Consider the following 25,725-nt stretch of genomic DNA (forward strand, 5'->3'; position numbering starts at 1 on the left):
GACGCCCCCTTCGGCGCGCTCGACGCGAAGCAGGAACGGCAGCGATCGGCGCGGGACGCCGCCTCTCGTCAGCGGCGATCCTTTCGAGGCGCCGTCCCGGCCGACGTGCGTGACCTTATGGTATTCGCGCACCTCGACCGAAGGCGCCAGGACCCGGGCGAGCGGCTCCAGATAGCGCTCCGCCAGCGCCCCAGCCGTGAGGAGGGTGCCGTCCTCCGGAAGAGCCGCCCCCGCGCGGAGCAGCGCCTCCCGGCCCGACGGCGTCGCGTTCATGGCGAAGGGGGTGAACAGCCGTACGTGAGCGAAGCGGCGCAGATGCTCGCCGACCCTGCCGGCTTCGTAGACCACGACCCGGAATCCGGAGCGCGAGGCCTCGAGCGCGGCCTCGATGCCCATGGGCCCGGCGCCCAGGATGGCCAGCAGGGGTTGCATGATGGGAAGTATGGCGGGACGGGACGGCGCCACCGAGCGTGCCGGCTGCCGTCGCTAGGCCAGCCCCAGGTCCTCGATGGCGTCCTCGTCGAAGCCGAGATAGTGGCCGTATTCGTGGAGGAGCGTGATCCGGATCTCCTCCGCGACCTCCTCGGAGGTCGTCCCGGCATGCTCGAGGTTCTTCTGGAAGAGGAGCACGACGTCGGCGTAGCCCGATCCCCCGCTCGCCTTCTCACCCAGCGAGGTCCCCACGAAGAGTCCCAGGATCTCGGGCGTGATGTGGGGGGCGTATTCCGCCATGGCGGGCGTGGGCTTGGGCTCCACGACGACGGGCACCTCCTCCACGGCGTTCCGGATCGGCTCCGGAAGCGAGGCCAGCACCTCGTCCAGGACGGAGCGAAAATCCTCGGCGTTCATGCGCACCGGCTCGGGAAAGTGCTCGGGATCGAGGCGGCTGGCCTCCGCGAAGAGGAGATCCGCGTCTCGGAAGTCTCCGGTGACCTCGCGGATCCGGGCCTCGAGATCGGCGCGGTCGGCGTCGTCCTCTTCATCCTCGGGAGGACGGAGCGCCGTGACGGCACGCAACGCCTCGCGCGTGCGCCACAGGAGATGGAGGGTCTCGGCGCGGTCGAGGGCCGCCCCCCAGTGCTCGGGGTCTCCCGCGAGGACGGCCTCGAAGCGTTCGAGCGCGGTCTCGAACTCGCCCGCGTCGAGCGCCTCTTCCCCCTCGCGCATCAGCTCGTCCAGACGCGAGGGAGAGGGCATGGCGTCAGCCTATGGCGTTCCCGAGGCGGGAGCGGAGGACTTCACGGCGCGATCGAGCAGGCCGTCGATCTCGGTGAGGACCGGATCGAGTTGGGCCACCTGGGAGCGGACCGCGTCGGCGTCGTTGTTCTGCACCCAGGGGCCGGTCTGCGTGATGGTGTTGCGTCCCGTGGCGATCTGGATCTTCATCGTTTCGTTGTCCATCAGGTTCATCGACGACGTCCTGGACTCGATGGCGTTGAACTGTTCGCCGATCTCCTTCATCGCCTTGGAAACGCCCTGGACGTCCGAGTCCTGCGCGGCGCGATCCATGCGCCCCTTCGCGTCACTCAGGGCCGCGCGCGAGGCGGCGAAGTCCGCGCCCGCATCCCCCTTCCCCGCCAGGGTCTGGCAGGAGGCGGCCCCCATCGCGAGCGCCGCGAGGGCCACGAGGAGGGCCGGAACGTGAGCGCGCCTCACAGGACGTACACGATCGTGAAGACGCCGATCCAGATCGCGTCCACGAAGTGCCAGTACCAGGAGGCCGCCTTCAGCGGGAACTGCTGCTCGTGCGTCACGCGGCCGCGCATCACCGCGCCGTAGACCACGTTCAGGAAGATGATCCCCATCAGGACGTGCAGCCCGTGGAAGCCCGTCAGCATGAAGAAGGTCGAGCCGAAGATCCCGCTCTTGATGTTGAAGGCCTCGCCGTTCAGCACGCCGTACTCGTAGGCCTGCCCGCAGAGGAAGATGGCGCCCAGGAAGATGGTGAGCAGGAGCGCCGAGACCACGCCCTCCCGGTTCTTCCGCTCGATCGCCACGTGCGCGAGATGGCAGGTCACCGACGAGGAGAGGAGGATCCCGGTGTTCACGGCCGGGAGCAGGAGCCCGAAGTGCGGCATGCCCGCCGGCGGCCAGCTCTTCGCGTGGGTGCGCGCGTAGATGATCGCGGCGAAGAAGGAGGCGAAGATCGCCGCCTCCGAGAGGATGAAGAGGATCATCGCCGTTCGGAGCCGCGCGTCGGCGTCCAGGAGGTCGCGTCCCACGAAGCTGTCCCGGAGCAGTTCGGCCCACCACCGCCCGGCGCCCAGGATCGTGACGAGGAGCCCGAACAGGAGGATCGCGATGCCCGCCTTCACCCCCCGCGTCGAGGCGATGATGCCGATCGGGATGAGGCCCGCGCCGATGGCCGTGATGATCGGCCACTGGCTCGGGACCGGGTCGTGGGAGTGGTGCTCCATCGCGATCGCCATGCGCGCTCCTCCGGAATCGTTACGGGTCGGAATTCAGCGGGCGAGTATGCCTTCGCGGACAGGCCATCGCAAGGACGTTGTGATCTTCGAACGGATGGGCGGAACGGGTCGTGGAGGGGGGGACCCTGGGGGGATCAGCGAACGACGACCAGCTTCACGCTCTTCTGGATACCCGGGGCGGCGACGCGGATCCAGTAGACGCCCGCGGCGGCGTGCTGGCCGCTCTCGGAGGCTCCGTCCCAGCGCAGCGTGTGCGGGCCCGCTTCCATGGCGCCGGAATGGAGCGAGCGAACGAGCCGGCCGCGCGCGTCGAAGACCTCCGCCGCCAGGGGCCCGGAACGGGCCAGCGTGAGCGCGATCTGCGCCGCCCCGGAGGTCGGAGACGGATAGGGCGCGCCGATCACGAGTTTCGGCGCGCCCAGCTCCGCGATGTCCACCCCGGTGACGTTCTTGGTGAGGTCGATGGTGGCCATGTTCGAGAAGCCGCTCCAGTTCCCCGAGGCATCGGCGACGCGGAGGACCGCGAAGTACTTCTTCCCCAGCACGAGGCCCGCGATCACCACCGAGTCCCTCGCGCCCGAGGGGGGCGGAACGTGCCCGCTCATGTTTACGACCGCCGCCTTGTTCCACCAGGCGAGCGTGTCGGTGCCGCTGACCGCGGTCGCCGTGTAACGAAGATCGTACTTGGCGGCCTGGCCGACGATGCCGTTGTCTCCCGTCGCGGTCCAGAGGAGCGTCACGGCGAGTCCGGCGGTCTGTGCCTGCGATCTGGAAACGGCGAGCGGTGCGATGGCGAAGCAGAGGGCGACACACAAAGCGGCACGGACGCGTCCGAGCAGGCGGGGCATGATCCTTCCCTGGGTGCGAGTTCGAGATGTCGATGGATCGGGATGTCGGTTCGGAACTGCCGGTTTTCATAGGCAGGAACCGTGCCGCGAAGGCACAGGGAGCAGGGAGGCACGCATCTAGTGGGAGATACGCGGTCCGTCGCGGACCACGAGCCGCGCGGGTGGATGCGGCGTGTACCCCCGCGTGCGGGCGGCGTCCCAGGAGGGAACGTCGTCTCCCGCGATACTATAAAGACGTTTTAGAGTCGCCCCGTTCGGAGGTTTTCCGTGGCCCGCGCTTCGGGCGGGCCCTCAGATTCGCGTGCGGCTCGTGGCCATGGCGGGCATCGGCTCTTCCTCGCGTGCCGGAGCCGGCGCCTCTTCGGGAGCGGCGCTCTCCGGCGACCCGCGCGCGGGCACCTTCGTGAAGCGGGCGAGATAGGTGTAGACCACCGGCACCAGCACCAGCGTGAGGAACGTGGAGAAGATCATCCCGCCCACCACCGCGATCCCCAGCGGACGCCGGGCCTCCGCCCCCGCTCCGAGCCCGATCGCGATCGGGAGGATGCCGAAGATCGTCGCCAGTGAAGTCATGAGGATCGGGCGGAGCCGGATCTGCGCCGCCTCCGCGACCGCATCCACGATCGAGAGGCCTCGCGCGCGAAGCTGGTTCGCGTACTCCACGATCAGGATCGAGTTCTTGGTCACGAGACCGATCAGCATGATGAGTCCGATCTGCGAGTAGATGTTGAGGCTCTGTCGGAAGACGAAGAGCGACACCAGGGCCCCCGCGACGGCGAGCGGCACGGCGAGCAGGATCGTGAGCGGATGGATGAAGCTCTCGAACTGTGCGGCGAGCACCAGGTAGATGAACACGATCGCGAGCCCGAACAGGAAGTAGAGGCTGGTGCTCGACTCGCGGAACTCGCGCGACTGCCCCGCCAGCTCGTGCTTCATGCCGGCGGGCAGCTTCTCGGCGGCGATCTTGTCGAGCGCGTCGAGCGCCATGCCCAGCGGCAGCCCCGGCGGAAGGCTGGCCGTGATCGTGGCCGAGCGGACCCGGTTGTAGTGGTTCAGCTCCTTGGGCGCGACGGTCTCCTTGATCGAGACCACGTTGGCCAGCTGCACCAGGCCGCCGTTCCCGCGGATGTAGATATCGTCGATCGTGCTGGGCGTGGAGCGCTCCTGGGGCGAGACCTGCGCGATCACGTCGTACTGCTTCGTCCCGCGCTTGAACTCGCTGACCGTGCGGCCGCCCAGGAGCGTCTCGAGCGTGGTTCCGATGTCGGTCACCGAGACGCCGAGCTGTGCGGCGCGCTCGCGGTCGATCGAGACGTCGAGCTGCGGCTTGTTCAGGCGCAGATCGGTGTCGAGGTTCAGGAGGTAGCCGAGCTTCGAGGCCTCCCCCATCATCGCCCCGACCCCCTGGGCGAGCTGCTCGTAGTCCTCGCCCTGGAGCACGTACTCGACGGGCGATGAGGAGAACCGTCCGCCGATGCTGGGCGGGTTGATGACGAAGGCGAGCACGCCCGGAATCGAAATCAGGCGCGGGAAGAGCTCTTGCACCAGCTGCTGCTGCGACTTGTGCCGCTCGGCCCTGGGCTTCAGTCCCAGGAAGAGGAAGCCGTTCGTGACCTGCCCCGGGCCGCCGAAGCCGAGACCCGTCGCGGTGAAGAGCCCCTTGCGCTCCGGCAGCGGGAGCAGGATCGACTCCACCTGCCGCATGTAGCCGTCGGTGTATTCGAGCGTCGAGCCCTCCGGCGCGATCACGATGCCGAACGCCACGCCCCGGTCCTCGGTCGGGACCAGCTCGCGCGGCAGCAGCATGAACATTCCGCCGATCAGGGCGAGGAGCAGCACGGCCGCGCCGAGCGCCACGCCGCGGTGGCCCAGGAACCAGCGAAGCGAGCGCGAGAACTGGACGTTCACGGCATCCAGGAAGCGGTCGATCCCCTGCGCCAGCTTCCCCTGTGCCTTGTCATGCGACGACTTCAGAATTCGCGAGGAGAGCATCGGAGTGAGCGTCAGGGCGACGAACCCCGAGATCAGCACCGCGACCGCGACCGAGAGTCCGAACTCGCTGAAGAGCCGGCCCACCGTGCCGGTGAGGAACGAAACCGGCACGAACACCGCGACCAGCGTGATCGTGGTTGCGAGCACCGCGAACCCGATCTCGTTCGATCCGTCGAAGGCGGCGCGCAGCCGCCCCTTCCCCATCTCCATGTGCCGGTAGATGTTCTCCAGCACGACGATGGCGTCGTCCACGACCAGCCCGATCGCGAGCACCAGCGCGAGCAGGGTGAGGATGTTGATCGTGAAGCCCATGAAATAGGCGACCGCGAACGTGCCGACGATGGAGATCGGGATCGCCACGGCGGGAATGAGCGTCGCGCGCGCGGTCTTCAGGAAGAAGAGGATCACGAGGATCACGAGGAACATCGCGATGAAGATCGTCTGCGACACCTCGTGGATCGAGTCCTTGATGAACGTGGAGGAGTCGTAGGCGACGTCGAGCTTCATCCCCTCGGGCAGCGTGGCCTGGAGCTGCGGCAGGGCGGCGCGGACCGCGTCGGCCACGTCGATCGTGCTCGCCTTCGACTGCTTCACGACGCCGAGCCCGACCGCCGGCTCGCCGTTCCATCGCACCGCGGTCCGCTCGTCCTCGGCCCCGACCTTCACGTCGGCGACGTCGTCGAGGCGGACCGTCTCGGTTCCGTCCTGCTTGACGATGATCGCGCCGAACTCCTCGGCGGTGACCAGGTCGCCGCGCGTCCGCACGGCGAACTCGCGTTGCGTCCCCTCGACGCGGCCCGCGGGGATCTCGGCGTTCTCCCGGCGCACCGCCGCCTCGACGTCCTGCGTCGTGAGCCCGTGCGCGGCCATGCGGCCCGGATCCAGCCACACGCGCATCGCGTAGCGCCGCTCGCCGCCGAGGAAGATGTTGCCGACGCCCGGCAGGCGCTGCAGCCGCTCCTTGAGCACGCGGTCGGCGACGTCGGACAGCTCGAGGTTGGAGAAGCGCTTGCTGGAGAGGGCGAGCCAGACGATGGGCTGGGCGTTGACGTCCACCTTCTCCACGATCGGATCGTCCGCCTCGGCCGGAAGCTGTCCGCGGACGCGCGAGACCTTGTCGCGCACGTCGTTCGTCGCCTCTTCGATGTTCCGAGAGAGCTCGAACTCGACCGAGATCGAGGAGCCCTGCTCGCGGCTGGAGGACTCGATCGTCTTCACCCCTTCCAGGGTGGCGAGCTGCTCCTCGAGCACGTCGGTGATCTCGGTCTCCACCACGCTGGGGCTCGCGCCGCGGTAGAACGTGGTGATCGAGACGATGGGCGGATCGACGTCGGGGTACTCGCGCACCGGGAGCCGCGAGAAGGAGATCACCCCGAAGAGGATGATCGCCAGGCTCATGACCGTGGCGAGGACGGGACGCTGGATCGAGACTTCGCTGAGCTTCATGGTTAGCCTTTCCGGGCCACCGCCGTCTTGCCCGAGGTCGCCTTGCCGGTCGTCGTCTTCCCGGCCGTCGTCTTGCCCGCGGGCGCGCCGGCCGTCGCCTTGCCGCCGGCCGGACCGCCCGTCGTGTCGGCGCCGGGGGCCGCCGCGCCGCCCGGTGCGCCCGTCGCGCCCGCTCCGCCCGGGGCCGACTGGATGGGAATGACTTTAGCGCCTTCGAAGAGCTTCTGGTGCCCGGCGCGCACGACGAACATGCCGGGCTCGAGGCCCTTCACCACTTCGACCACGTCCGCGAGGCGCGTTCCCAGCTGGAGCGAGCTGCGCGTGACCGTGCTGTCCTTCTTCACCACGTAGACGAAGCTCTCGCCGCCCTCGGAGAACACCGCCTCGTTCGGCACCGTGACCGCCTCGGGGCGCTGGCTCAGCACGGCGCTCACGTTGACCGACATGCCGGGCCGGAAGCGGCCGCCCGGGTTCCTCACGCGGGCGATCACGCGGCTGCTCCGGGTCTGCGGGTCGAGCACCGGGTCCATGACGTCGATCGCCCCGGTGAGCGCGTAGCCGGGAAACGCCGGCGCCGAGAGCGTGACCGGAGCGCCGCGATGAAGGCGCCCCAGGTAGCGTTCCGGCACCGAGAAGGTCACCTTGATCACGCCGATCGCGGCGAGATCGGTGATCGGGGTTCCGGCGCGCACGTAGGCCCCCGGGCTCACGCGCTTGGGACCCGTGACGCCCGCGAAGGGCGCCCTGATGCGCGTCTTCCGGAGCCGCGTCTCGGCGAGCGAGAGGTTCGCCTGGGCCACCTTGAGCGCCGCCGCGGCGTCGTCCAGATCCTGGGGCGCGCCGGCGCCCTGCCCCACAACCGCCTTCACGCGCTCGTACGACGCTTTCGCCTGGTCGCGGAGCGCCTCGGTGCGGGAGACGTCCGCCTTGAGCTGCGCGTCGTCCAGCTGCATGAGGAGCGCACCCGCTCCGACCGGCTGCCCTTCCACGAACGGGAGCCGCTTCACGACGGCGTCGATCTCCGAGACCACCTGGATCGCCTCGCCCGCCTCCGCCGATCCGACCGCCTCGAAGCGGTCGGCGACCGCGCCCTGGGTCACCGGAGCGATCTCGACCGGCATCGGCGGCGGCTTGAATCCCCCGCCCTGCGGGCCCTTCTGGCAGCCGGCGGCAGCCAGGACGAGAAGCGCGGCAGCGGTCCTGAGCGCGCCCGAATCTACGGAACGTCGGATCATTCGCTTCCTTCCCCCCGTGGCGTCGCCGGCGGGACTCCGCCGGACGTGAGATAACGGAGCTGCGCCGCGGCCCGGGCCGTGCGCACCAGGGCCTGAGAGTAGCGTTGCTGCGCGGCCGCGAGATCGGCCGAGAGGCGCGACAGCTCGAAGGCGGTCGTCCTCCCGTAGTTGTATTCGAGCACGCCGATGCGCACCTGCTCGATGGACGCGGCCACGCCGCGCCGCGCCGCGTCGAGCCGCGCGGTCGCGTGCACCAGCTCGCGATGCTGCTCCCGCACGTCGTCAGCCAGCGATTGCTGTCCGGCGACGAGATTCGCCTGGGCGCGGTCGGCCTCGGCCTGCAGCCGGTCCCGCTCCCCCGCCCCGGCGCGGAAGCCGATCGGCACGGTGAGCGAGGCGCCCGCGCTCCAGTTGGCGAAATCGCGATTTCGCGCCTGGGAGATCGCGTCGCTCAGGTTGCCGTTGATCGTCGTTCGCAGCGTATCGCCGCCGAAGATCACCTCCTGCGGCGTCCCGGAGAGCCCCGTACCGCCGAGCGTGCCGAAGACGTCGAGGGCGGGATAGGCGTTCCACTTGGCGCCCTTGTGCCGCGCGCGGGCCGCCGCCACATCGCGCTCACGGGCGCGGAGCTCGGGGTTGTTGCGAAGCGCGCGCTGGACGAGGTCGGACTCGGGGTCCACCGGGAAGTCGCGGGGCGGCTCGTCGGTCGGACGGAACCGCGCCGCCTCACCGGTCGGGCGGGCGCCGATCTGCGTCGCGAGCCGGTCCGAAGCCTGGTCCAGCGCCTCCTGGCGATCGAACACCGCCTGCTCCTGCTCCGCCAGGAAGACTTCGGACGTGGCGACCTGCCCCGGCCCGACGAGGCCGGCGCGGTTCCGAAGCTGCGCCTGGTGCAGGAGGGCCAGGGCCTGATCGCGGATGAGCTGCGCCACGGCGAGGTCGCGCTCGGCGGCGTACAGCTCCCAGTAGGTCCGTTCGACATTGGCGCGCACCAGCCCCACCGCGTCCTCGTAGCGCGCCTGCGCCGCCTCCAGGTCGCGGCTGGAAGCGCTCCTCGCGCTGGAGGTGCCCGGGCCGAATCCACGGAGAAGCGGCTGCCGCAGCGAGAGGCGGCCGGTCGCGTCGTACTGCGGGCTCAGCAGCGTGAAGGGGGCGTTGGTCTCGGTGCGCACCGCATCCAGCGAGGCCGAGAGCTGCGTGCCGAAGGGCAACTTGATGCGCGCGCCGCCGCTCGCCGTCGTCTCCTTCAGCGACGTTCCGGAGAACACCGACGACGAGGGGGTCTCCTGGTCCACGTGATTCACGTCCGCGAACAGCTCGGGATCGAACGCGCCGCGCTCCCGCCGCGCCGCGCCGCGCGCCGCCCGAAGCCGGGCGGCCGCGATCCGCACGTCGGTCGAGCCCTGGAGGGCCGCGCCCATGGCTTCGGCCAGCGAGAGCGGCTGTCCCTGGATTTCGCCCAGCGTGCGGGCCAGGGCGCTGTCGGGATTCGACGCGAGCGGCGAAGGCGCCGGGGGCGGTTGGTCGGTCTCCGCGGCGGGCTGCGCGATCGTGGGCGTGGCGGATAGGAACGAGAGAACGACGGCCGCGAGCGCGGCCAAGACCCCGGCGCCGGCGCGCGAACGCCGGCGCGGCCGAGGCGACGCCTCGGCGGACGCTGCCGATCCTGTGATCAATGAGTCCCCCACCCCGAATTTCGGGCCTTTCCGGTCCGACGAAACGAAGACGGCGAGTTTACGCTTCCGCGGGAACGACTTCCAGCGTTTGAAGCTCGACCCCCCGGAGCACCGACAGGCTGCGCGGGACGCCGGCCGCCTGGTCGATCAGCTTCGCCTGGAGGTCGTCGACGCTGGCCACAGGCTCCTCCCCGAAGCCGAGAATGACGTCCCCCTCCTTGGCGCCGGCCCGCTCCGCCGGTCCGTTCGGCTGGAGGCCCTGGATCAATACCCCGCTCTCGACCGGGAGGCGGAAGTAGCGGGCCACCTTGCGCGGCAGCGTCACGTTCTGGCCCGCGATCCCGATCACGCTCCGGCGCACGCGTCCGAACTGGATGAGCTGGCTCGCGACGCGCTTGGCGGTGTTGACCGCGATGGCGAAGCAGATTCCCTGGGCCGGAAGGATGACGGCGGAGTTCACCCCGACCACGTCCCCTTGCGCGGTGACGAGCGGACCGCCGGAATTGCCGGGATTCAAGGCCGCGTCGGTCTGGATCACGTTGTCGATGAGGCGGCCCGATCCGGCGCGCAGCGAGCGCCCCAGGGCGCTCACGACGCCGGCCGTGACGGTGGCCTGGAATCCGAACGGATTGCCGACCGCGATCACGAGCTGTCCCACCAGGAGCGATTGCGAGTCGCCCAGCTGGACGGGCCTGAGGTTGGGAGCGTGGATGCGGATCACGGCGAGATCGGATTCCGGATCGTCCCCGATCAGCTGCGCCTCGTGCCGCCCTCCCTCGGGAAGCCGGACCATGATGGAAGAGGCCCCGTGGACGACGTGGCTGTTCGTGAGAATGAACCCGTCGGGCGTGAAGACGAACCCGGAGCCCGACCCGCCTCGCGGCATGGGACGGTGCCCGCGCGCCGGGGGTCCGGAGGACTCGGGATGGCGCACTTCGATCGCCACGACCGAAGGGCCCGCGACAGCGGCAGCGTGGATGACCGCCCGGGAATAGGCATCGAGCGGCGCCGGATGCGGCCTCGCCTCGAACTCCGGGACGGGCTCCATCTCGAAGGAATCGCCGCTCGGCTCGCGCTGTGCCATGGCGCTTTGGATGCTCCGTAACAAGAAGGGTTTCCGGCCGAATCCCGGCTGCGCCGGGGCGCCGAGACTTCCGGGCGCCAGTTCGCTTATGATGAGCGGGTGATCGCTCGAACGTCCGGCGCGCCGGATCCTTCACGCAAGGCTCACGCCGCGTGACCGCTCCAGACCCCACGGAATTCTATCTCGGCGAGCCGGAGGAGCACGGCCGGCTGCGCTGCCTGGTCTGGGAAGTGGAGCGGCCCCGCGGCCGCTTCAGCATCATCCACGGCCTGGGGGACCACGCGGCACGGTACACCCACGTGGCCGAGGCGCTGGCGCGCCGCGGCTTCTCGGTGGAGGCGATGGATCTCCCCGGGCACGGCAAGTCGGGCGGGCCGCGCGGTCACGTCCGCCACTGGGACGACTATCGCGGCGCGGTCGAAACGTGGATGGGGCACTCCGCTTCCCTTCCCGGGGCGGAGACGCGCGCGATCCTGGGCCAGAGCATGGGCGCCTTCGTCGCGCTGGACTGGACCCTGGGCCACCCGCGCGACGTGCGGGCGCTGGTGCTCTGCGGCGCGCCGTTCGAGGTCGTGCTCAAGCCATCGATGCTGAAGGTCAAGGCCGCCCAGCTCGCCGCGCGCATCTGGCCCGGGTTCTCGCAAGGGAACACCATCCTCCCCTCGATGCTCTCGCGCGATCCCGAAATCGTGCGGGCGCACTCGGTCGATCCCCTGGTCCACTACAAGATCAGCGCGCGCCTCTTCTTCGAATTCCAGCGCATGCGCCTGGAGCTGATGCGCCGCGCCGCCGAGCTTCCGGTGGACACGCTGGTCATCCACGGCGGCGCCGACCCGATCTCGAGCGTGGTGGGCGCGCAGCGCTGGGCCGCGCGCTGCCCCCAGGGACGGGTCACCTGCCGTCTCTACCCCGGCCTGCTGCACGAGGTGCTGAACGAGCTGGAGCGCCGCGAGGTGATGCAGGACGTCGTGGGGTGGGTCGAGGGCGTGATGCCGGGCACGGATTCTAGCGGCGTTTCGCGGAGCCTCCCAACAACGACCGAATCGACCGGGTCCACACCTCCAGCTTCTGACGGCGCTCTGTAGCGGACATCTCGGGGCGGAACACCTTCGCCCCACCGCGCGAAACCGGGACGTCGCCCCGGTCGCTCCAGATTCCCGCGCCGATCCCCGCGAGCAGCGCCGCCCCCAGCGCGGTGCTCTCGAGCATCGCGGGGCGCGTGATCGGGATCCCCAGGAGATCGGCCTGGGTCTGCATCAGGAGATCGTTCGCGGCGGCGCCGCCGTCCACGCGAAGCGCGCGCACGCGGGAGCGCGCGTCCTTCTCCATCGCCGCCACCACGTCGCAGGTCTGGAACGCGATCGATTCCAGCGCGGCCCGGGCCAGGTGCCCCCGCGTCGTCCCGCGCGTGAGGCCTGACCAGACGCCGCGGGCCTCGGGCCGCCACCAGGGCGCGCCGAGCCCCGCGAACGCGGGCACCAGGACCGTGCCGCCCGCGTCGGGGACCGACCGGGCGAGGGGCTCCACGTCGGCCGCCGTCGCGATGATCCCGAGGCTGTCGCGCAGCCACTGCACCGCCGCCCCGGCGATGAACACCGAGCCCTCGAGGGCGTAGGCCGGCTCGCCGCGCGGCCCGCACGCCGCCGTCGTGAGCAGCCCCGAGCGCGAAGTCGTCGGCACAGCACCGGTGTGCAGCATGAGGAAGCAGCCGGTGCCGTACGTGTTCTTGATGCCGCCCCGCCGCACGCACCCCTGGCCGAAGAGCGCGGCCTGCTGGTCTCCCGCGATCCCACGAATGGGAATCCCGTCCGGAAGGCCGGGGACGCCGCGGGTCGCGCCGAAATCGCCGGCCGAGGGGCGCACCTCGGGAAGCATCGCTTCGGGAACGCCGAAGAGGTCGGCCAGCTCCGGATCCCAGCGGCGGCGCCGGATGTCGTAGAGAAGCGTCCGGCTGGCGTTCGTGGGGTCGGTGGCATGCACGGCGCCGCCGGTGAGCTTGGCGACCAGCCACGAATCCACGGTGCCGAACGCGACCGCGCCCCGGCGCGCGCGCACGCGCAGTCCGGCGTCGTGCGCCAGGAGCCATTCCACCTTGGTCGCGGAGAAATAGGGATCCAGGCGCAGTCCGGTCCGTTTCCGCACCAGAGGCTCGCGGCCCGCGCGGCGGAGCGCCTCGCAGCGCCCGGCGGTGCGGCGGTCCTGCCACACGATGGCGGGGGCCGCGGGGCGCAGCGACCCCCGCTCCCAGAGCAGCGCCGTCTCGCGCTGGTTCGTGATGCCGATCGCGGCGATGCGCTCCGCCCGCGCGCCGCGCAGCGCCGCCCGCAGCGCGCGGAGCGTCGTCTCCCAGATCTCCTCGCCGCGATGCTCCACCCATCCCGGCCGCGGGAAGTGCTGGGGCAGCTCGGCGTAGCCGCGCGCCGTCACGCGGGCGCGGTCGTCCAGCAGGAGCGCCGTCGTGCCGGTGGTGCCCTGGTCGATGGCGAGGAGCCGCGCGCCGCGGCTCACGCGCGCGCGACGGCTCACGCGATCCCCCGCGTTCCCCGCTCCGCCTGGCCCGACCCGGCCGCCGCGTCGATGGCGCGCTCCTCCCGGTCCAGGATCGCGAGCAGCCGCTCCACCTCGGCCGAACGGGTCCGCTCGGACCAGCCCAGCACCGGCGCGGCCCACACCGCGCACGGCACCGCGGCCTCGCGGAGCGCCCGGGCATCCAGCCAGAGGCGCGTCCGGCGGAGCAGGATGTCGTCCAGGCGGCGCGCCTTCTCCACGCGCGCCGCGTGGGCCACCTCCGCCTCGGAGATCCGAAACCCGCCCGCGACCTCGGCCGCGCGGGGAAAGTCGCGGCGGAGCCTCTCGATCGATTCCGCGCGGCCGCTCTTGAGCGGAAGCGATGCGGTGACGCACGGCGCCACGCGCGCGCCCAGCGCGCGGACGATGCCGTTCACGACGCGCTCGGCGAGCGCGCGATGGGTCGTGTACTTCCCTCCCACCATCGTCCAGAGCCCGCGCTCGACGAGCACGCGGCTCTCGCGGCTGTTCTCCCAGGGACGCTCCGCGCGTCCGCGCGCGAGCGGCCGCACCCCGGCGAAGGCTCGGACCGGCCGCGCGCCGGCGAGCGCGCCGGGAAGCGCCGCGGCCGACTCCTCGAGGAGATAGCGCACGTCCTCGGCGTGCGGCTCCACCGCGCCGGGATCGGACGCATCGTCCACGTCGGTGGTGCCGGCCAGCGTGTGCGTTCCCCAGGGGATGACGAAGAAGACGCGGCCGTCCCGGCGCGCCGTGAGGAGGAGCGCCGTCCGGGGAGGGGTCGCCGCGAACACCACGTGCGCGCCGCGGGTGCGGCGCACGCAGGGCGGGGGATGCCCTTCGGCCATGGCGCGCACCTCGTCCACCCACGGTCCGCCGGCGTTCACCACCGCGCGCGCCTCGACCTCGGCGTCGGTCCCCGTGATCCGATCGTGGAAGTGCGCGCGCCAGGATCGCCCGTCGGCGGTCGTGGCGAGCGCGATCGCCTCGGTGTGGGTCCGGATCGTCGCGCCCGCCCGCTCGGCGTCCACGGCCAGCGCGACGCAGAGCGCGGCGTCGTCCATCTGCGCGTCGGCGAAGAGCGATCCCCCGCGGAGATCGGCCGGATCGAGTCCGGGAGCGAGCCGGAGCGCTTCCTCCGCCGCGACCCCGCTCCGCTCCGCGGCGCCGCCCGCGAGGAGGCGGTAGAGCGCGAGGCCGGCGCCCACCCACCAGCGCGCGCGGCCGCGGCCGGCATAGTGCGGAAGGAGGAACGGGAGCGGCCGCACGAACTCGGGAGCGGTGTGGAGCAGGATGGCGCGCTCGCGAAGCGCCTCGCGGACCAGGCGGATCTGGCCGTTCTCGAGATAACGAAGGCCGCCGTGGATCAGCTTCGAGGTGCGGCTGCTGGTCGCCGAGGCGAGATCGCCCTTTTCGAGGAGCAGCGTCTCGAGTCCGCGGCGCGCCGCGTCGCGCGCGACGGCGACGCCGTGGATCCCTCCGCCGATCACGAGGATGTCGACCACTCGATTTCCTCCCCCCACGCGTCCCTGCGCGGCCGGCCGCAGTGTAGTGGAGGGCGCGGAAGGCCGCCAGATGCGATCCGTGCTAGGCTCTGCCCGCTTCGATCATCGCACGTCCGCCGCGCCGGCGCGGCACCTCTGGAGGAACCATGACTCCGCTCGCTCCCCTTGAAGGACGCCGCGCGCTCGTGACCGGGGCGACCAGCGGCTTCGGCCTCGCCATCGCGCGCCGCTTCGCGGCGGAGGGCGCGCGCGTCGTCCTCACCGGCCGCCGGGAAGACCGCCTGCGCGCGGCCGCCGACGAGCTGCGCGCCCAGGGTGCGGACGCGACGGCGCTGGCGTTCGACGTGCGCGACCGCGCGGCGGTCGAGCGCGCGCTCGCCGACAAGGAGCTCGTGGGGAGCCTGGACATCGTGGTGAACAACGCGGGGCTCGCGGCGGGGCTGGACCCGGTCCAGACGGCCGATCCGGACGACTGGGAGCGGATGATCGACACCAACGTGAAGGGGCTGCTCTGGGTCACGCGCGCCGTTCTCCCCGCGATGATCGCGAAGACGCGCGGCGACGTGGTGAATATCGGCTCGGTCGCGGGGCACCAGGCCTACGGGGGCGGCTCGGTCTACGCCGCCACCAAGTTCGCCGTCCGCGCCATCACCGAAGCGCTGCGCTACGACGTGCTCGGCACCGGCGTGCGCGTGATGAACGTGGAGCCGGGCCTGGCCGAGACCGAGTTCAGCCTGGTGCGCTTCCATGGCGACGAGGCGCGCGCCCGGGCCGTCTATCGCGGCGTGCGGCCGCTGACGGCCGAAGACGTGGCCGACGCGGTCGCCTGGGCGGTCACCCGCCCCGCGCACGTCAACGTGCAGGAAATCCTCCTCATGCCGACCGATCAGGCCTCGGCCTACGCCGTGCATCGGCGCGAGGAGCCCGCGCGCTGAACCGGGATCCCGCGCCGGTGTATACTTTTCCGATGCCCGTCCCATCGCGAACCCGCTTCGGCGCGGCCGCCGCGGCGCTCCTGCTCGTCCTGGCCGTTTCGGCGCTCGCCGGAAAGCCCGCGCCGCTCGCGGTGCAGGAGTCGGGCTCGGGCGCTCCCGCGATCGTCCTCGTGCACAGCATCGGCGGCGACCGGAACGACTGGAGCGCCGTCGCGCCCCTCCTGGCGGCGCATCACCGCGTGCTGGTCGTGGAGCTTCCGGGACACGGCCAGAGCCCGCCTCCCGAGGGAACGCCGACGGTGGAGGGGGCGGCCACATCGCTCGCCAAGACGCTCGCCGACCGCAAGGTCGAGCACGCGATCCTGGTCGGACATTCCTACGGAGCGCTCGTCGCCCTGAAGACCGCGGCGGATCAGCCGAAGCGGGCCCGCGCCGTGGTCGCGGTGGACGCCGCCACCTACACGCCGGCCGACTCGGAGCGGATCGCCGAGGCCGACCGGGTGCTGACCGAGCGGTACACGGTCTTCCTGAGCGCGGTCTACCAGGCGATGACGAAGAATCCGGAGACCGGCGACAGTCTGCTCGCGCGGGCGATGCGCGTGCAGCCCTCCCTGCTGACCGGATATTTCCACGACTCGTGGCGCGAGGACCTGCGTCCGGCGATCCGAACGATGAAGACCCCGGTTCACCTCGTCGCGACCGTGGGGCTCTGGCCTGACGCGGAATCGTGGACCAGCGCGCGGAAGCGGCTGGGCTACGAGACGGCCGGGCCCGCCGTGGGGCATCGCGTGGCGGAGTCGGCGCACATGGTGGCCCTCGATCAACCCGACTCGCTGGCCGCCATCATCGAGACCGTCGCCGCGCACCCCTGACCGCGCCGGGGACGCTCCGTTCCCACGTCAGTCCTTCCGCCGCAGCACGTGGTACAGATTCCCGTGCTCCCCGACCCGGTAGTCCTCGAGCGGAAATTCCTCGAAGTTGTCCCAGTAGATCGCGTCCAGCGTGAACGGGCTTTCGGCCAGGAAGCGGGTCACGTCCTCGTGGGTCCAGTAGCGGAGCACGTGCTCCTCGTCGATCACGTGGCGCTCCTTGCCGCGGCGCGCGGTGATCCGGCAGTGCTGGTAGGAGCGCCGCGCCCCCTCGTCCTCGCGAAGCACCTCCCAGAGAAGCGTCGTCGAGAGGTCGCCGCCACGGTTCCCCCAGGGGCCGAAGCGCGCCCGCTCGGGCGGCTCGCCCCCGTAGGAGAACTGCGCGACGTAGATGCCGCCGGGGCGCACGGCGCCGCCCATCCGCTCCAGGTGGCCGGCGACGGCCTCGTCCTCGAGCAGGTAGCCGATCGAGTTGACCAGGTTGATCGCCGCGTCGAAGACCCGCGGCGGCTGGAAGGCGCTCATCTCCCCCAGCCACACCTCGCCGCCGACGGAGCGCAGCCGCTCGCGGGCGAACGCGGTCATCGCGGGGCTCAGGTCGTAGCCCGCGACTTCGTAGCCCTGCTCCGCGAGGGCGCGCAGGAGGCGCGCGGTGCCGCAGCAGGGCTCGAGGACGCTCTGCACCACGACGGCATGCCGGGTGAAGATCCGCTCCAGGAATTCGATCTCCAGATCGAGCCGCCAGCCGGTGGCGACGTCGTAGATCTCCGGGGTGCGATAGGCGAGCGATGCGGCGGGACCGGCCGGTTCGGCGGCGGGGGCCGGAATGTTTTCGACGGAGCTCAAGGGGTCCCTCCCGACTGGGGGGAAAACGACATCCGGGGCGAGCCTTTCGGCCCGCCCCGGAGCATTGACACGCAGAGTGGTTCGCTCGGCGCTATGCCTTGCGGACGTTCGCCGCCTGCAGACCCTTCGGTCCACGGACGATGTCGAACTCCAGCCGCTCGCCCTCGGCCAGCGTCTTGAAGCCCTCGCCCACGATCGCCGAGTAGTGAACGAAGACGTCCTCGCCACCCTCCTGCTGGATGAACCCAAAGCCCTTCGCTTCGTTGAACCACTTCACGGTTCCAGTCGCCACGGACAAAACTCCTCCACTGACGGGGCGTACGCCCCTTCCTACGACCGCCTCGAGGGCGGCACGCCCGGCCACTTTGGTCGGGCTTCCGGCGCCGGGCCCGGTTTCGGGCCGGCGTGCGCCGGATACAAGAAAAGCCGCAGGCGAACTCTCCTGCGGCGTTGAAGACACGTTCGGTGTTTCGTACAACCGTCAGGCAACAGAAAGAGTATCGCCCGTTCCGAACCGGCTGTAAAGGGGAAAGTGGGGGTCGCGCAGGGGCTCGGGGCGGAACGGGTTACGCCCCGGCCCTCGAAGCTGCTACACTCGCGCGCCCGCAAACGGGAGGCGCCGGCCCCGCCGCGCCTCCGAGGGCGACCGATCATGGAACCATCCATCGACCGCGACCCCGCGGCCCGGCTCCTGGACACGCCCGTCCGGGATCTCAAGCTCTCCCTCGCAGGCTCTCCGGTGGAGCGCCTCACGAAGCGGCTCGTGCGCGAGCTGCGCGCCCGCGGACTCAAGCGCTTCACGCCCGAGTTCTACCTCACCGACGAGTGGGGCTGCCCTTCCGGGGAGCCGGTCATCGGCGTTCCCTTCTATCTCGCCGACCGCACGCTGATGCGATTCGAGCGGCGCATGAACGATCTCGAGAGCCCGCGCGAGATCATGATGTACCTGATCCACGAGGCGGGACACGCGTTCAACTACGCGTATCGCCTCTACCCGACACCGGAGTGGCGTGCTACGTTCGGCCCATTCCGCCGCCGCTATCGGGACGATTACAGGCCGGTGCCGTTCAGCCGGTCGTTCGTGCGCTATCTGCCGGGCTGGTACGCGCAGAAGCATCCCGACGAGGATTTCGCCGAAACGTTCGCGGTGTGGCTGACGCAGTCGCCGGGGTGGAGGAAGCGCTACGAGGGGTGGCCGGCGCTCGCCAAGCTCGAGTACATGGAGCGCGTGACGGCCGAGCTGGGCGACCAGGACCCGGTCGTTCCGAAGGGCCGGACCGACATCACCGTGGATGAGATGGAGCAGACGGTGCGCGAGGTCTTTCAGGAGATGTCCGCGCGCAATCGCGCCGCGCTCGAGCTGAAGCCCGACGACGATCTGGCCGATATCTTCATGAAGAAGGACCCCAAGCGCAAGAACACGCGCCCGGCCTGGCAGATCGTGGCCGAGCACCGGCTGGCCCTGGTGGACGCCATCGCGTACTGGACCGGCGTGCGCCGTCCGGTCATCCGGACCATGGTGGACGGAACCATCGAGGCGCTCCGCGCGGCCGAGTACCAGGGCATCCGCGGCCGGGAAGCGGAATATCTCATGCGACTCACGGCATACGGCACCACCCTCGCGTTCAGCTACTTCTCGCGAGGCAAGTTCCACAACCTCTAGGAGAGGAGCGCATGGCCGAAGCCCCGTTGCGCGTGGCGGTCCTCTACGACGAGTGGCACGAAGAGAAGGAGCCGGAGCCCGAAGAGCCGGCCGAGCCGCCGGCGCCCGGAAAGCGGAAGAAGCGGCGCGAGAAGCTGGACCGGGAAGAGGTGTTCGAGGCGCTGAAGAAGCGCGGCCATCTGCCCAAGTATCACTGTCTCGACGGGCGGCCGCGTTCGCTCAAGGCGCTCGCGAACCTCGACGTCGACGTCATCTTCAACCTGAGCGAGTCCTACGCCGGCGACGACACGCAGGACATCGCCATCGCCGCGTATCTCGACCTGCTGGGCAAGCCCTACACCGGCTCCGGCCCGGCGGGACTCCACCTCGCTCAGGACAAGGCGGTGGCCAAGCGGCTCTTCTCCTTCCACGGCATCCGGACGCCGAACTTCGCGGCCGTCTACCAGGGGCGCCTCGACTGGTCGCACGACATCCACTTCCCCGTGATCGTGAAGCCCAAGCGCGAGGACGGCTCGATCGGCATCGAGTTCAACGCCGTCGTCGGCTCGATCAAGGAGCTGATGGAGCGGATCGACCAGCTCCACGCCGATCTCGACTCGCCGGTGCTCATCGAGGAATACATCGAGGGGCGCGAGCTGTACGTCGGCGTCCTGGGAAACGATCAGCCCCAGGCGCTGCCGCTGGTCGAGCTGAACCTCTCCGATCTTCCGGAGGGGACCCCGCGCATCGCGGGGACCGAGGTCAAGTGGGAGCGCGGGACGGCGGCCTACAAGAAGACGAAGCTCCGCCTCCCCGACGACATTCCCGAGGAGCTGGTGGCCGAGATCCAGGACACGGCGTGCAAGGCGTGCCGCGCGCTCGAGGTGCGCGACTATGCGCGCGTCGACCTCCGGCTGAAGCCGGACGGCACGTGGTACACGCTGGAGGTGAATCCCAACCCCTGGCTCCACTCCACCGCCGAGTTCGTCCTCGCGGCCCGGCAGTCGGGGCGCGACCAGGCCGGGCTCATCGAGGAGATCGCGCTGATGGCGCTGGCGCGGCACCGCCGGCGCCGAGCGCGCCGATCACATTGAGCGTGACCCGCTCCGCGTCCTGCTGCCGGCGCTTCGGACGAAGCGCCGGCGAGCCCCAGTCGTCCAATCCCCACGCCCACTGGACCGATCCCGTCGAGAAGACCACCGCCCCCGAGGGCGCCCGGTAGACCGTCGCTTCCGAGTTCTCGGTGGTGCCGTCCTTGAAGCGGATGGGCGAGCGCGACAGCACTTCGAGCCGGGGGGGCGACCACGTGCCATAGAGCGAATCGCCCACGAACGAGCGGTCGGTCTCGTAGCCGACCAGCCCCGTCAGCGCGCGCGTGGTTCCCTTGGCGACCCCCGTTCCCCGGTAGATCCACGAGTTCCGCATCGCGGGTATCGGAACGAAATCGGCCTCGACGCTCTCCTCCCCGCGCGCGGTCATGACGCCGAGGAGCGCCACCTCCGGCCGGCGCGGATGGAGGTTCCGGAAGCGGACGGTGAGGTCCCGGTCGGCGGCGGTGTCGAAGAGCGAATCGCGCGTGTAGTCCTTGGAGCAGAAGAGGACGCGACCTTCGGCGCCCTCCGAGGAGGGCTCGATCCGGATCTGCCAGTAACCCGCGTTCGCTCCGAACAGCGCGAGGCCCGTCCCGGCGTCGCGCGCCCGCTCGAGCGCGTCGCGCATGAGCCGCGACCAGTACTCGGGGTGCCCCGCGATCATGAGTCCGCGCCGGCCCGCGGCCAGGGTGGAATCGGCGTGCAGGTCGAGATCGGCCGCATAGGCGGTCTCGATCCCGTTCCGCTCGAGCCAGCGGATCATCGGGTACTCCCACCCCGCTTTCCGCACCGTGTGCGGCGTTGTGAGCAGCTCCCCCGCGCCCAGCCCCCGCCACGCGCCCGGACCCGACCCGTAGGGGCGGTCGTAGGACACCCGAAGGGCGCGGGCCTGCCGCCGGCTGTTGAAGTCGTAGAGGCTGGTCCCGCCCCAGTCGTTGTAGGCCTGCCAGGTCGTGGTATTGAGGAGAAGGAGGTAAGGGGCGCGGGTCCCCGCGGGCTCGCGCACCACGAACGGGACAAAGGCCTGCTTCGCGGTCCCCGAATCGGTGAGCCGGGCGAGGTAGACGCCGCTGGGCCAGTCGGTTCCGGTCCGGATCCGGAGCGACACCGGCCACCGGCAGGCCACGAGCCCGTCCTCGGGCCGGGGCTCGGGAACTTCGAGCGGCTCCCCGGGGGTTCCCTGGATCGCCGAGACCAGGCGCGCCCCTGCCCCCCCGTACCAACCCAAACGGTAGATCCGGGTATCAAAACGGCCGGAACGCGCGCTGACGTGGAGGGCGATGGAATCGCCGGCCCGGACACTCGCCGCGGAGGCATAGCCTTCGATCTCCCGGCCGGTGGCGGGGTTGGAAAGCTCCCAATCGCGGCTCCCCGGCCTCGAGTTCTCGGCGGCCACCCGCCCGCGCAGGGCGGGGGCGGGTCCTCCGGGCCCGGGCTCGGGAGCCCGGGCGCATGCCGGGAGCAACAGCAGAAGCCCGGTGGCCCCTGCCCTTGACACCACGGAAAGGATTCGGGAACATCGCGAAAGCCAACGACGTCGCGTCCACATCATCCCCAAGGCCATACCCCACCGCCCCCCGAAGGAGAACCGGAATGAACGTCCTGTCGCACCGCCGTCCGGCAGCGCGGCTGCCGCGCCGCGCGCCCGCGCTCGCCTCGCTTCTCGCGCTCGCCGCTCTCGCGGCGACGGCGCCCGCGGCGTCCGCGAGCGTCAAGCCGCCGCAGATCAAGCTGGATTACGAGAAGTACACCCTTCCGAACGGTCTCGAAGTGATCCTTCGCGAGGATCATCGACTTCCGATCGTCGCCGTCAACACCTGGTACCACGTCGGACCCGCGAACGAAGCGGCCGGCCGAACCGGCTTTGCCCACCTCTTCGAGCACATGATGTTCCAGTCCTCGGGCCACGTGGGTGAGGACCAGTTCTGGAAGTACATGGAGGGCGCGGGCGCCTCGTTCATCAACGGGACCACCGATTTCGACCGCACGAACTACATGGAGGACGTCCCCTCCAACCAGCTCGAGACGGCGCTCTGGCTGGAGAGCGACCGCATGGGCTTCCTTCAGGACCGCCTCACGGCCGCCTCGCTCGCCAACCAGCAGGACGTCGTGCGCAACGAGCGGCGGCAGAGCGTCGAGAACGCCCCGTACCAGATCGTCGAGGAGGCGATGTGGCACATGATGTTCCCCCAGGGCCATCCCTACTACGCGTGGGTGATCGGCTCGCACGAGGACATCCAGGCCGCCAAGATCGAGGATGTGAAAGCGTTCTTCAAGCAGTACTACACGCCGAACAACGCATCCCTCGTCATCGTCGGCGACATCGACCGCGTCAAGACCAAGAAGCTCATCGAGAAGTACTACGGCACGATCCCCCGCGGCCCGGCCGTGCCTCCCATCACCGCGACCACGCCGCCGCTCACGTCCGAGCAGCGGGCCGTGATCACCGACAAGGTCGAGCTGCCGCGGGTCTACTTCTCCTGGTTCACGCCCCCCATCTTCAAGCCGGGCGACGCCGACGCGCAGATCGCCGCGGACATCCTGGGCGGCGGCAAGGCGAGCCGGCTGTACAAGACGCTCGTGTACGAGAAGCAGATCGCGCAGGACGTGAGCGTCTCCCAGAACTCCTACCAGCTCGGGTCGGTCTTCACGTTGCAGATCACGGTGAAGCCGGGGCACACCCCCGAGGAGGCGGAGAAGGCGGCGCAGGAAGTACTCGACGCGTTCAAGGCCGAGGGGCCGACGCAGGCCGAGATCGACGCCGCCCAGAATTCCACCTATTCCGGAATCGTCACCAGCCTCGAGAACCTGGGCGGCTTCGACGGCATCGCGAACCGGATGAATCAGTACAACCAGTTCACGAAGAATCCGGGCTATCTGAACCAGGACCTGGCCCGCTACGCGGCGGTCACCCCCGCCACGGCGAAGAAGTTCGCGCAGGATTACCTGAAGAACGACGCGCGCGTGGTGATCTACGGCGTCCCGGGAGACAAGAAGCTTCCGCCGAATCCGACGGCGCCGCCCAAGCCGACGGGCGAGGAAGCCAAGATCGAGTCCGGCGAGCCGTGGCGCAACACGGTGCCGACGGCCGGTCCGGTCTCCAAGGCCGCGCTCCCGACGCCGAGGCGCTTCACGCTGCCGAACGGACTCCAGGTCTACCTGGTCGAGTCGCACAACCTGCCGGTCGTGGCCGCGAACCTCGTGCTCCGCTCCGGATCCGCGGCGGATCCGAAGGACGCTCCGGGCCTCGCCGGCTTCACCGCCTCCATGCTCGACGAAGGAACCGAGTCGATGGACGCGCTCGGGATTGCCAATCGGATGTATGCGCTCGGGGCCACCCTGAACACCGGCTCCTCGTCCGACGCGTCCAATGCCAGCGTCCGCTCGCTCAAGCAGAACGCCCGCGCGGCGATGGACGTGCTGGGCGACGTGGTTCTCCGGCCCGGGTTCCCTTCCAAGGAAGTGGACCGGGTCCGGAACGACCGCCTCACCTCGCTTCTCCAGCAGCGCGACCAGCCGTTCCAGACGGCGATCCGGGTCATGAACGCCTCGCTCTACGGCCCCATGCACCCCTACGGCCACACGGCCCTGGGGACGGAGGAGTCGCTCAAGAAGATCTCGCGTGACGATCTGGTCTCGTTCTACAAGGGCGCCTACGGCCCGAAGAACGCGGCGCTCGTCATGGTCGGCGACGTCACCGAAGCCGAGGCCAAGAAGCTCGCGGCCGACGTCTTCGGCGCCTGGAAGGGCCAAGGCGGCGAGTCGCCGCTGCCGCCCGAGGGCGCCACGGCCACCTCGCGGGTCATCATCGTGGACAAGCCGGAGTCGCCGCAGACCGCGGTGCTCGCCGGCCAGGTCGGCGTGGCCCGTTCCAATCCCGACTACGAGAAGCTGGACGTCATGAACACGGTGCTCGGCGGGATGTTCTCGAGCCGGATCAACCTGAACCTCCGCGAGGACAAGGGCTATTCGTACGGCGCCTTCTCCTTCATCGGTCAGAACCGGGGCGTGGGTCCCGTCATGGCGGGCGCCGCCGTTCGCGCCGACGCCACGGGCCCTTCGATCGACGAGATCCTCAAGGAAGTCGCGCGGATGAGGGACGCGGGCGTCACCGACGACGAGCTCAAGATGGCGAAGGACTCGATGGTGCGCTCGCTTCCGGCCAACTTCGAAACGACCTTCAGCACGGCGGGCACGCTGGCGCAGATCTACATGTACGACCTGGCGCTGGATTACTACCAGACGCTCCCCTCCCGCATCGAGGCGATGACGAAGGACGACGTGGGCGCGGTCGCGAAGAAGTACCTCACGCCCGATCGCATGCTGATCGTGGCCGTGGGTGACAAGAAGGTCATCGAGCCGCAGATCTCGAAGCTCTCGCTCGGTTCCATCGCCTACAGGGACGCCGACGGGAAGGATATTGCGGCGAGCGCTCCCTGATCCGCTCCGCCGCAGCGGAGCGGAACTCCAGTTCTTCCAAGCAAGGGCCGCCCTCCGGGGCGGCCCTTCGCGTGTCAGCTCCGTCAGGTGCTGACATGACAGAACGGCGGGACTAGGCCAGCGACCGCCCTTACCCTCTGCCCCGCCATCCCGCGCCATATCGACCCACCCCCACAGATCTGCGCATGCGGACGCACTCCACGGAAACAGCGCTCGACCACCCCGCGGCGCGCTTCGCGCGCCGCAATTAGAGGGCACACCTCTTGCAGCCAACCGAGCGCACTGCATTCCGCCAATCGAAGACGCGCAGCCCTTCGAACGAAGGAGATCGCATGAGCACGCCGCGCACGCGGCCGGAAGCGCCGGCCCGAACCGATCCCGGCCCAAGGGAACGCCTGGCCCTCCTCGAACCCGCGGCCGCTGGTTCCCGGAGCGACGCCGAGCTGCACCGGGCCATCGAGTCCGCCGCGACGCGGCTCCTGGGCCTTGCTCTGGCGCGAAGCGCCGAGGAGCGGGACCCCGACGAAGAATGAAGCGAAGGAGGTACTCATGACGAACGAGACCCAGACCATCGACGGCGCCATCGAGCAGGTGGAGCGGCTCTACGAGTCGGTCACCGGCCGCGAAGCGCCCACGCTGGAAGAGAAACCCTACGCGATCATTCCGCCCGAAAAGGTGCCCGAGGAGCACGTTCAGGAGCAGGTGGACCGCCTGATCCAGACGCTCGCGCAGTTCTCGGGCAAATCCGAGGCCGAACCGGAATGGAAGCCTCCGATCGCGCTCTGGGAGGGTCGCAACGAAGTTCGGATCGTGGTCGATCTCCCGGGAGTGGAGCGGGACGCGGTGCGCGTGGCAGTCAGCCGCGGCATGCTCGAGCTCACCGGGACCCGGCTGTTGCGCCCTGCCGAGGACGATTCGATCAAGCTCCGCTACGCGGAGCACCCGTACGGCAAGTTCCGCCGGACGATGCCCCTGCCTCACGGCGCCAAGGTCGAGCAGCTGAAGGCCGAGATGAGGTCCGGGGTGCTGGAGCTTCGCATCCCGAGGGAAGCCGAGATCGTCGAGATCAAGACCGTGACCGTCGGCTGAACGGAGCAGGTCATGACCCGTCATCCCAGAAAACGAACACCACCGCCACGGAAGGCCGCCGACCCGGCACCA

General features: G+C 70.2%; 22 protein-coding genes. 8 read left to right on the top strand and 14 right to left on the bottom strand.

All coding sequences use genetic code 11. The annotated features are described in order from the left end of the window. The 9 genes from VE326_13615 to VE326_13655 form a co-directional block, all read right to left on the bottom strand. Positions 1–432, bottom strand: a 432-nt coding sequence (locus tag VE326_13615) for an NAD(P)-binding domain-containing protein (GenBank protein HYJ34244.1), incomplete at its 3' end; no start/stop codon positions are given. Between the two features lie 54 nt (positions 433–486). Then, on the bottom strand, positions 487–1,197 hold the full coding sequence (locus VE326_13620; protein HYJ34245.1) for a metallopeptidase family protein: 711 nt from the start codon (positions 1,195–1,197) through the stop codon (positions 487–489). A 9-nt stretch (positions 1,198–1,206) separates the two neighbouring features. Beyond that, positions 1,207–1,656 (bottom strand): hypothetical protein, encoded by a 450-nt coding sequence (locus VE326_13625; protein ID HYJ34246.1) that lies wholly within the window; start codon positions 1,654–1,656, stop codon positions 1,207–1,209. After that, the gene (locus VE326_13630; protein HYJ34247.1) at positions 1,653–2,429 is read right to left on the bottom strand and encodes a cytochrome c oxidase subunit 3; all 777 of its coding nucleotides are present in this window, start codon (positions 2,427–2,429) and stop codon (positions 1,653–1,655) included. The genes VE326_13625 and VE326_13630 overlap by 4 nt, the downstream gene beginning before the upstream one ends. 134 nt (positions 2,430–2,563) lie before the next feature. Beyond that, a complete protein-coding gene (locus VE326_13635) occupies positions 2,564–3,277 on the bottom strand; it encodes a FlgD immunoglobulin-like domain containing protein (protein HYJ34248.1) in 714 nt (237 codons plus the stop codon). Between the two features lie 291 nt (positions 3,278–3,568). Then, on the bottom strand, positions 3,569–6,715 hold the full coding sequence (locus VE326_13640; GenBank protein HYJ34249.1) for an efflux RND transporter permease subunit: 3,147 nt from the start codon (positions 6,713–6,715) through the stop codon (positions 3,569–3,571). Between the two features lie 2 nt (positions 6,716–6,717). Continuing rightward, a complete protein-coding gene (locus VE326_13645) occupies positions 6,718–7,950 on the bottom strand; it encodes an efflux RND transporter periplasmic adaptor subunit (protein HYJ34250.1) in 1,233 nt (410 codons plus the stop codon). Further along, on the bottom strand, positions 7,947–9,551 hold the full coding sequence (locus VE326_13650) for a TolC family protein (protein HYJ34251.1): 1,605 nt from the start codon (positions 9,549–9,551) through the stop codon (positions 7,947–7,949). The genes VE326_13645 and VE326_13650 overlap by 4 nt, the downstream gene beginning before the upstream one ends. Positions 9,552–9,684: 133 nt before the next feature. Continuing rightward, complete coding sequence (locus VE326_13655; GenBank protein ID HYJ34252.1) at positions 9,685–10,710, bottom strand: trypsin-like peptidase domain-containing protein; 1,026 nt, start codon at positions 10,708–10,710, stop codon at positions 9,685–9,687. Positions 10,711–10,862: 152 nt separating this feature from the next. Between VE326_13655 and VE326_13660 the strand changes: the two genes are divergently transcribed. Beyond that, positions 10,863–11,795: an alpha/beta hydrolase gene (locus VE326_13660; protein ID HYJ34253.1), complete on the top strand. Its 933-nt coding sequence runs from the start codon at positions 10,863–10,865 to the stop codon at positions 11,793–11,795. Here VE326_13660 and glpK read toward each other — a convergent pair. Together glpK and VE326_13670 are read right to left on the bottom strand one after the other, a co-directional pair. After that, positions 11,716–13,236: a glycerol kinase GlpK gene (glpK, locus tag VE326_13665; protein ID HYJ34254.1), complete on the bottom strand. Its 1,521-nt coding sequence runs from the start codon at positions 13,234–13,236 to the stop codon at positions 11,716–11,718. The two genes, VE326_13660 and glpK, sit on opposite strands and share 80 nt — an antisense overlap. Next, positions 13,233–14,741, bottom strand: a complete 1,509-nt coding sequence (locus VE326_13670; GenBank protein ID HYJ34255.1) for a glycerol-3-phosphate dehydrogenase/oxidase — start codon at positions 14,739–14,741, stop codon at positions 13,233–13,235. The genes glpK and VE326_13670 overlap by 4 nt, the downstream gene beginning before the upstream one ends. A gap of 146 nt (positions 14,742–14,887) precedes the next feature. On the opposite strand from VE326_13670, the gene VE326_13675 reads away from it, so the two are divergent. Continuing rightward, positions 14,888–15,676, top strand: a complete 789-nt coding sequence (locus tag VE326_13675) for an SDR family NAD(P)-dependent oxidoreductase (GenBank protein ID HYJ34256.1) — start codon at positions 14,888–14,890, stop codon at positions 15,674–15,676. 32 nt (positions 15,677–15,708) lie between these two features. Then, entirely contained in the window at positions 15,709–16,548 is an 840-nt protein-coding gene (locus VE326_13680) for an alpha/beta fold hydrolase (protein ID HYJ34257.1), read from the top strand. A gap of 27 nt (positions 16,549–16,575) precedes the next feature. Here the strand turns inward: VE326_13680 and VE326_13685 are convergent, their stop codons facing one another. Both VE326_13685 and VE326_13690 read right to left on the bottom strand, forming a co-directional pair. Continuing rightward, entirely contained in the window at positions 16,576–17,391 is an 816-nt protein-coding gene (locus VE326_13685) for a methyltransferase domain-containing protein (GenBank protein ID HYJ34258.1), read from the bottom strand. A gap of 91 nt (positions 17,392–17,482) precedes the next feature. Beyond that, entirely contained in the window at positions 17,483–17,683 is a 201-nt protein-coding gene (locus VE326_13690) for a cold-shock protein (GenBank protein ID HYJ34259.1), read from the bottom strand. Positions 17,684–18,043: 360 nt separating this feature from the next. Between VE326_13690 and VE326_13695 the strand changes: the two genes are divergently transcribed. Next, the gene (locus VE326_13695) at positions 18,044–19,054 is read left to right on the top strand and encodes a hypothetical protein (GenBank protein HYJ34260.1); all 1,011 of its coding nucleotides are present in this window, start codon (positions 18,044–18,046) and stop codon (positions 19,052–19,054) included. A gap of 11 nt (positions 19,055–19,065) precedes the next feature. Continuing rightward, on the top strand, positions 19,066–20,127 hold the full coding sequence (locus VE326_13700; protein HYJ34261.1) for a D-alanine--D-alanine ligase: 1,062 nt from the start codon (positions 19,066–19,068) through the stop codon (positions 20,125–20,127). Here VE326_13700 and VE326_13705 read toward each other — a convergent pair. Beyond that, the gene (locus tag VE326_13705; GenBank protein ID HYJ34262.1) at positions 20,060–21,352 is read right to left on the bottom strand and encodes a N,N-dimethylformamidase beta subunit family domain-containing protein; all 1,293 of its coding nucleotides are present in this window, start codon (positions 21,350–21,352) and stop codon (positions 20,060–20,062) included. The genes VE326_13700 and VE326_13705 overlap by 68 nt on opposite strands. A gap of 365 nt (positions 21,353–21,717) precedes the next feature. On the opposite strand from VE326_13705, the gene VE326_13710 reads away from it, so the two are divergent. From VE326_13710 to VE326_13720, 3 genes are all read left to right on the top strand, one after another. Further along, positions 21,718–24,564, top strand: coding sequence for a pitrilysin family protein (locus tag VE326_13710; GenBank protein HYJ34263.1), 2,847 nt, complete (start codon positions 21,718–21,720; stop codon positions 24,562–24,564). A gap of 332 nt (positions 24,565–24,896) precedes the next feature. Continuing rightward, complete coding sequence (locus VE326_13715) at positions 24,897–25,097, top strand: hypothetical protein (GenBank protein HYJ34264.1); 201 nt, start codon at positions 24,897–24,899, stop codon at positions 25,095–25,097. Between the two features lie 16 nt (positions 25,098–25,113). After that, on the top strand, positions 25,114–25,653 hold the full coding sequence (locus VE326_13720) for an Hsp20/alpha crystallin family protein (protein HYJ34265.1): 540 nt from the start codon (positions 25,114–25,116) through the stop codon (positions 25,651–25,653). Positions 25,654–25,725 lie beyond the last annotated feature (72 nt).

This window comes from Candidatus Binatia bacterium, from assembly GCA_035631035.1.
In the GTDB taxonomy this organism is placed as follows: Bacteria; Eisenbacteria; RBG-16-71-46; order SZUA-252; family SZUA-252; genus DASQJL01.

What these genes read in the sequence shown, in the direction of transcription:
- VE326_13620 (HYJ34245.1), bottom strand. Translation starts at nt 1,197, where the DNA reads ATGCCCTCTCCCTCGCGTCTGGACGAGCTGATGCGCGAGGGGGAAGAG.
- VE326_13680 (HYJ34257.1), top strand. Translation starts at nt 15,709, where the DNA reads ATGCCCGTCCCATCGCGAACCCGCTTCGGCGCGGCCGCCGCGGCGCTC.
- VE326_13710 (HYJ34263.1), top strand. Translation starts at nt 21,718, where the DNA reads ATGAACGTCCTGTCGCACCGCCGTCCGGCAGCGCGGCTGCCGCGCCGC.
- VE326_13695 (HYJ34260.1), top strand. Translation starts at nt 18,044, where the DNA reads ATGGAACCATCCATCGACCGCGACCCCGCGGCCCGGCTCCTGGACACG.
- VE326_13640 (HYJ34249.1), bottom strand. Translation starts at nt 6,715, where the DNA reads ATGAAGCTCAGCGAAGTCTCGATCCAGCGTCCCGTCCTCGCCACGGTC.
- VE326_13675 (HYJ34256.1), top strand. Translation starts at nt 14,888, where the DNA reads ATGACTCCGCTCGCTCCCCTTGAAGGACGCCGCGCGCTCGTGACCGGG.
- VE326_13720 (HYJ34265.1), top strand. Translation starts at nt 25,114, where the DNA reads ATGACGAACGAGACCCAGACCATCGACGGCGCCATCGAGCAGGTGGAG.
- VE326_13630 (HYJ34247.1), bottom strand. Translation starts at nt 2,429, where the DNA reads ATGGCGATCGCGATGGAGCACCACTCCCACGACCCGGTCCCGAGCCAG.
- VE326_13645 (HYJ34250.1), bottom strand. Translation starts at nt 7,950, where the DNA reads ATGATCCGACGTTCCGTAGATTCGGGCGCGCTCAGGACCGCTGCCGCG.
- VE326_13635 (HYJ34248.1), bottom strand. Translation starts at nt 3,277, where the DNA reads ATGCCCCGCCTGCTCGGACGCGTCCGTGCCGCTTTGTGTGTCGCCCTC.
- VE326_13700 (HYJ34261.1), top strand. Translation starts at nt 19,066, where the DNA reads ATGGCCGAAGCCCCGTTGCGCGTGGCGGTCCTCTACGACGAGTGGCAC.
- VE326_13655 (HYJ34252.1), bottom strand. Translation starts at nt 10,710, where the DNA reads ATGGCACAGCGCGAGCCGAGCGGCGATTCCTTCGAGATGGAGCCCGTC.
- VE326_13715 (HYJ34264.1), top strand. Translation starts at nt 24,897, where the DNA reads ATGAGCACGCCGCGCACGCGGCCGGAAGCGCCGGCCCGAACCGATCCC.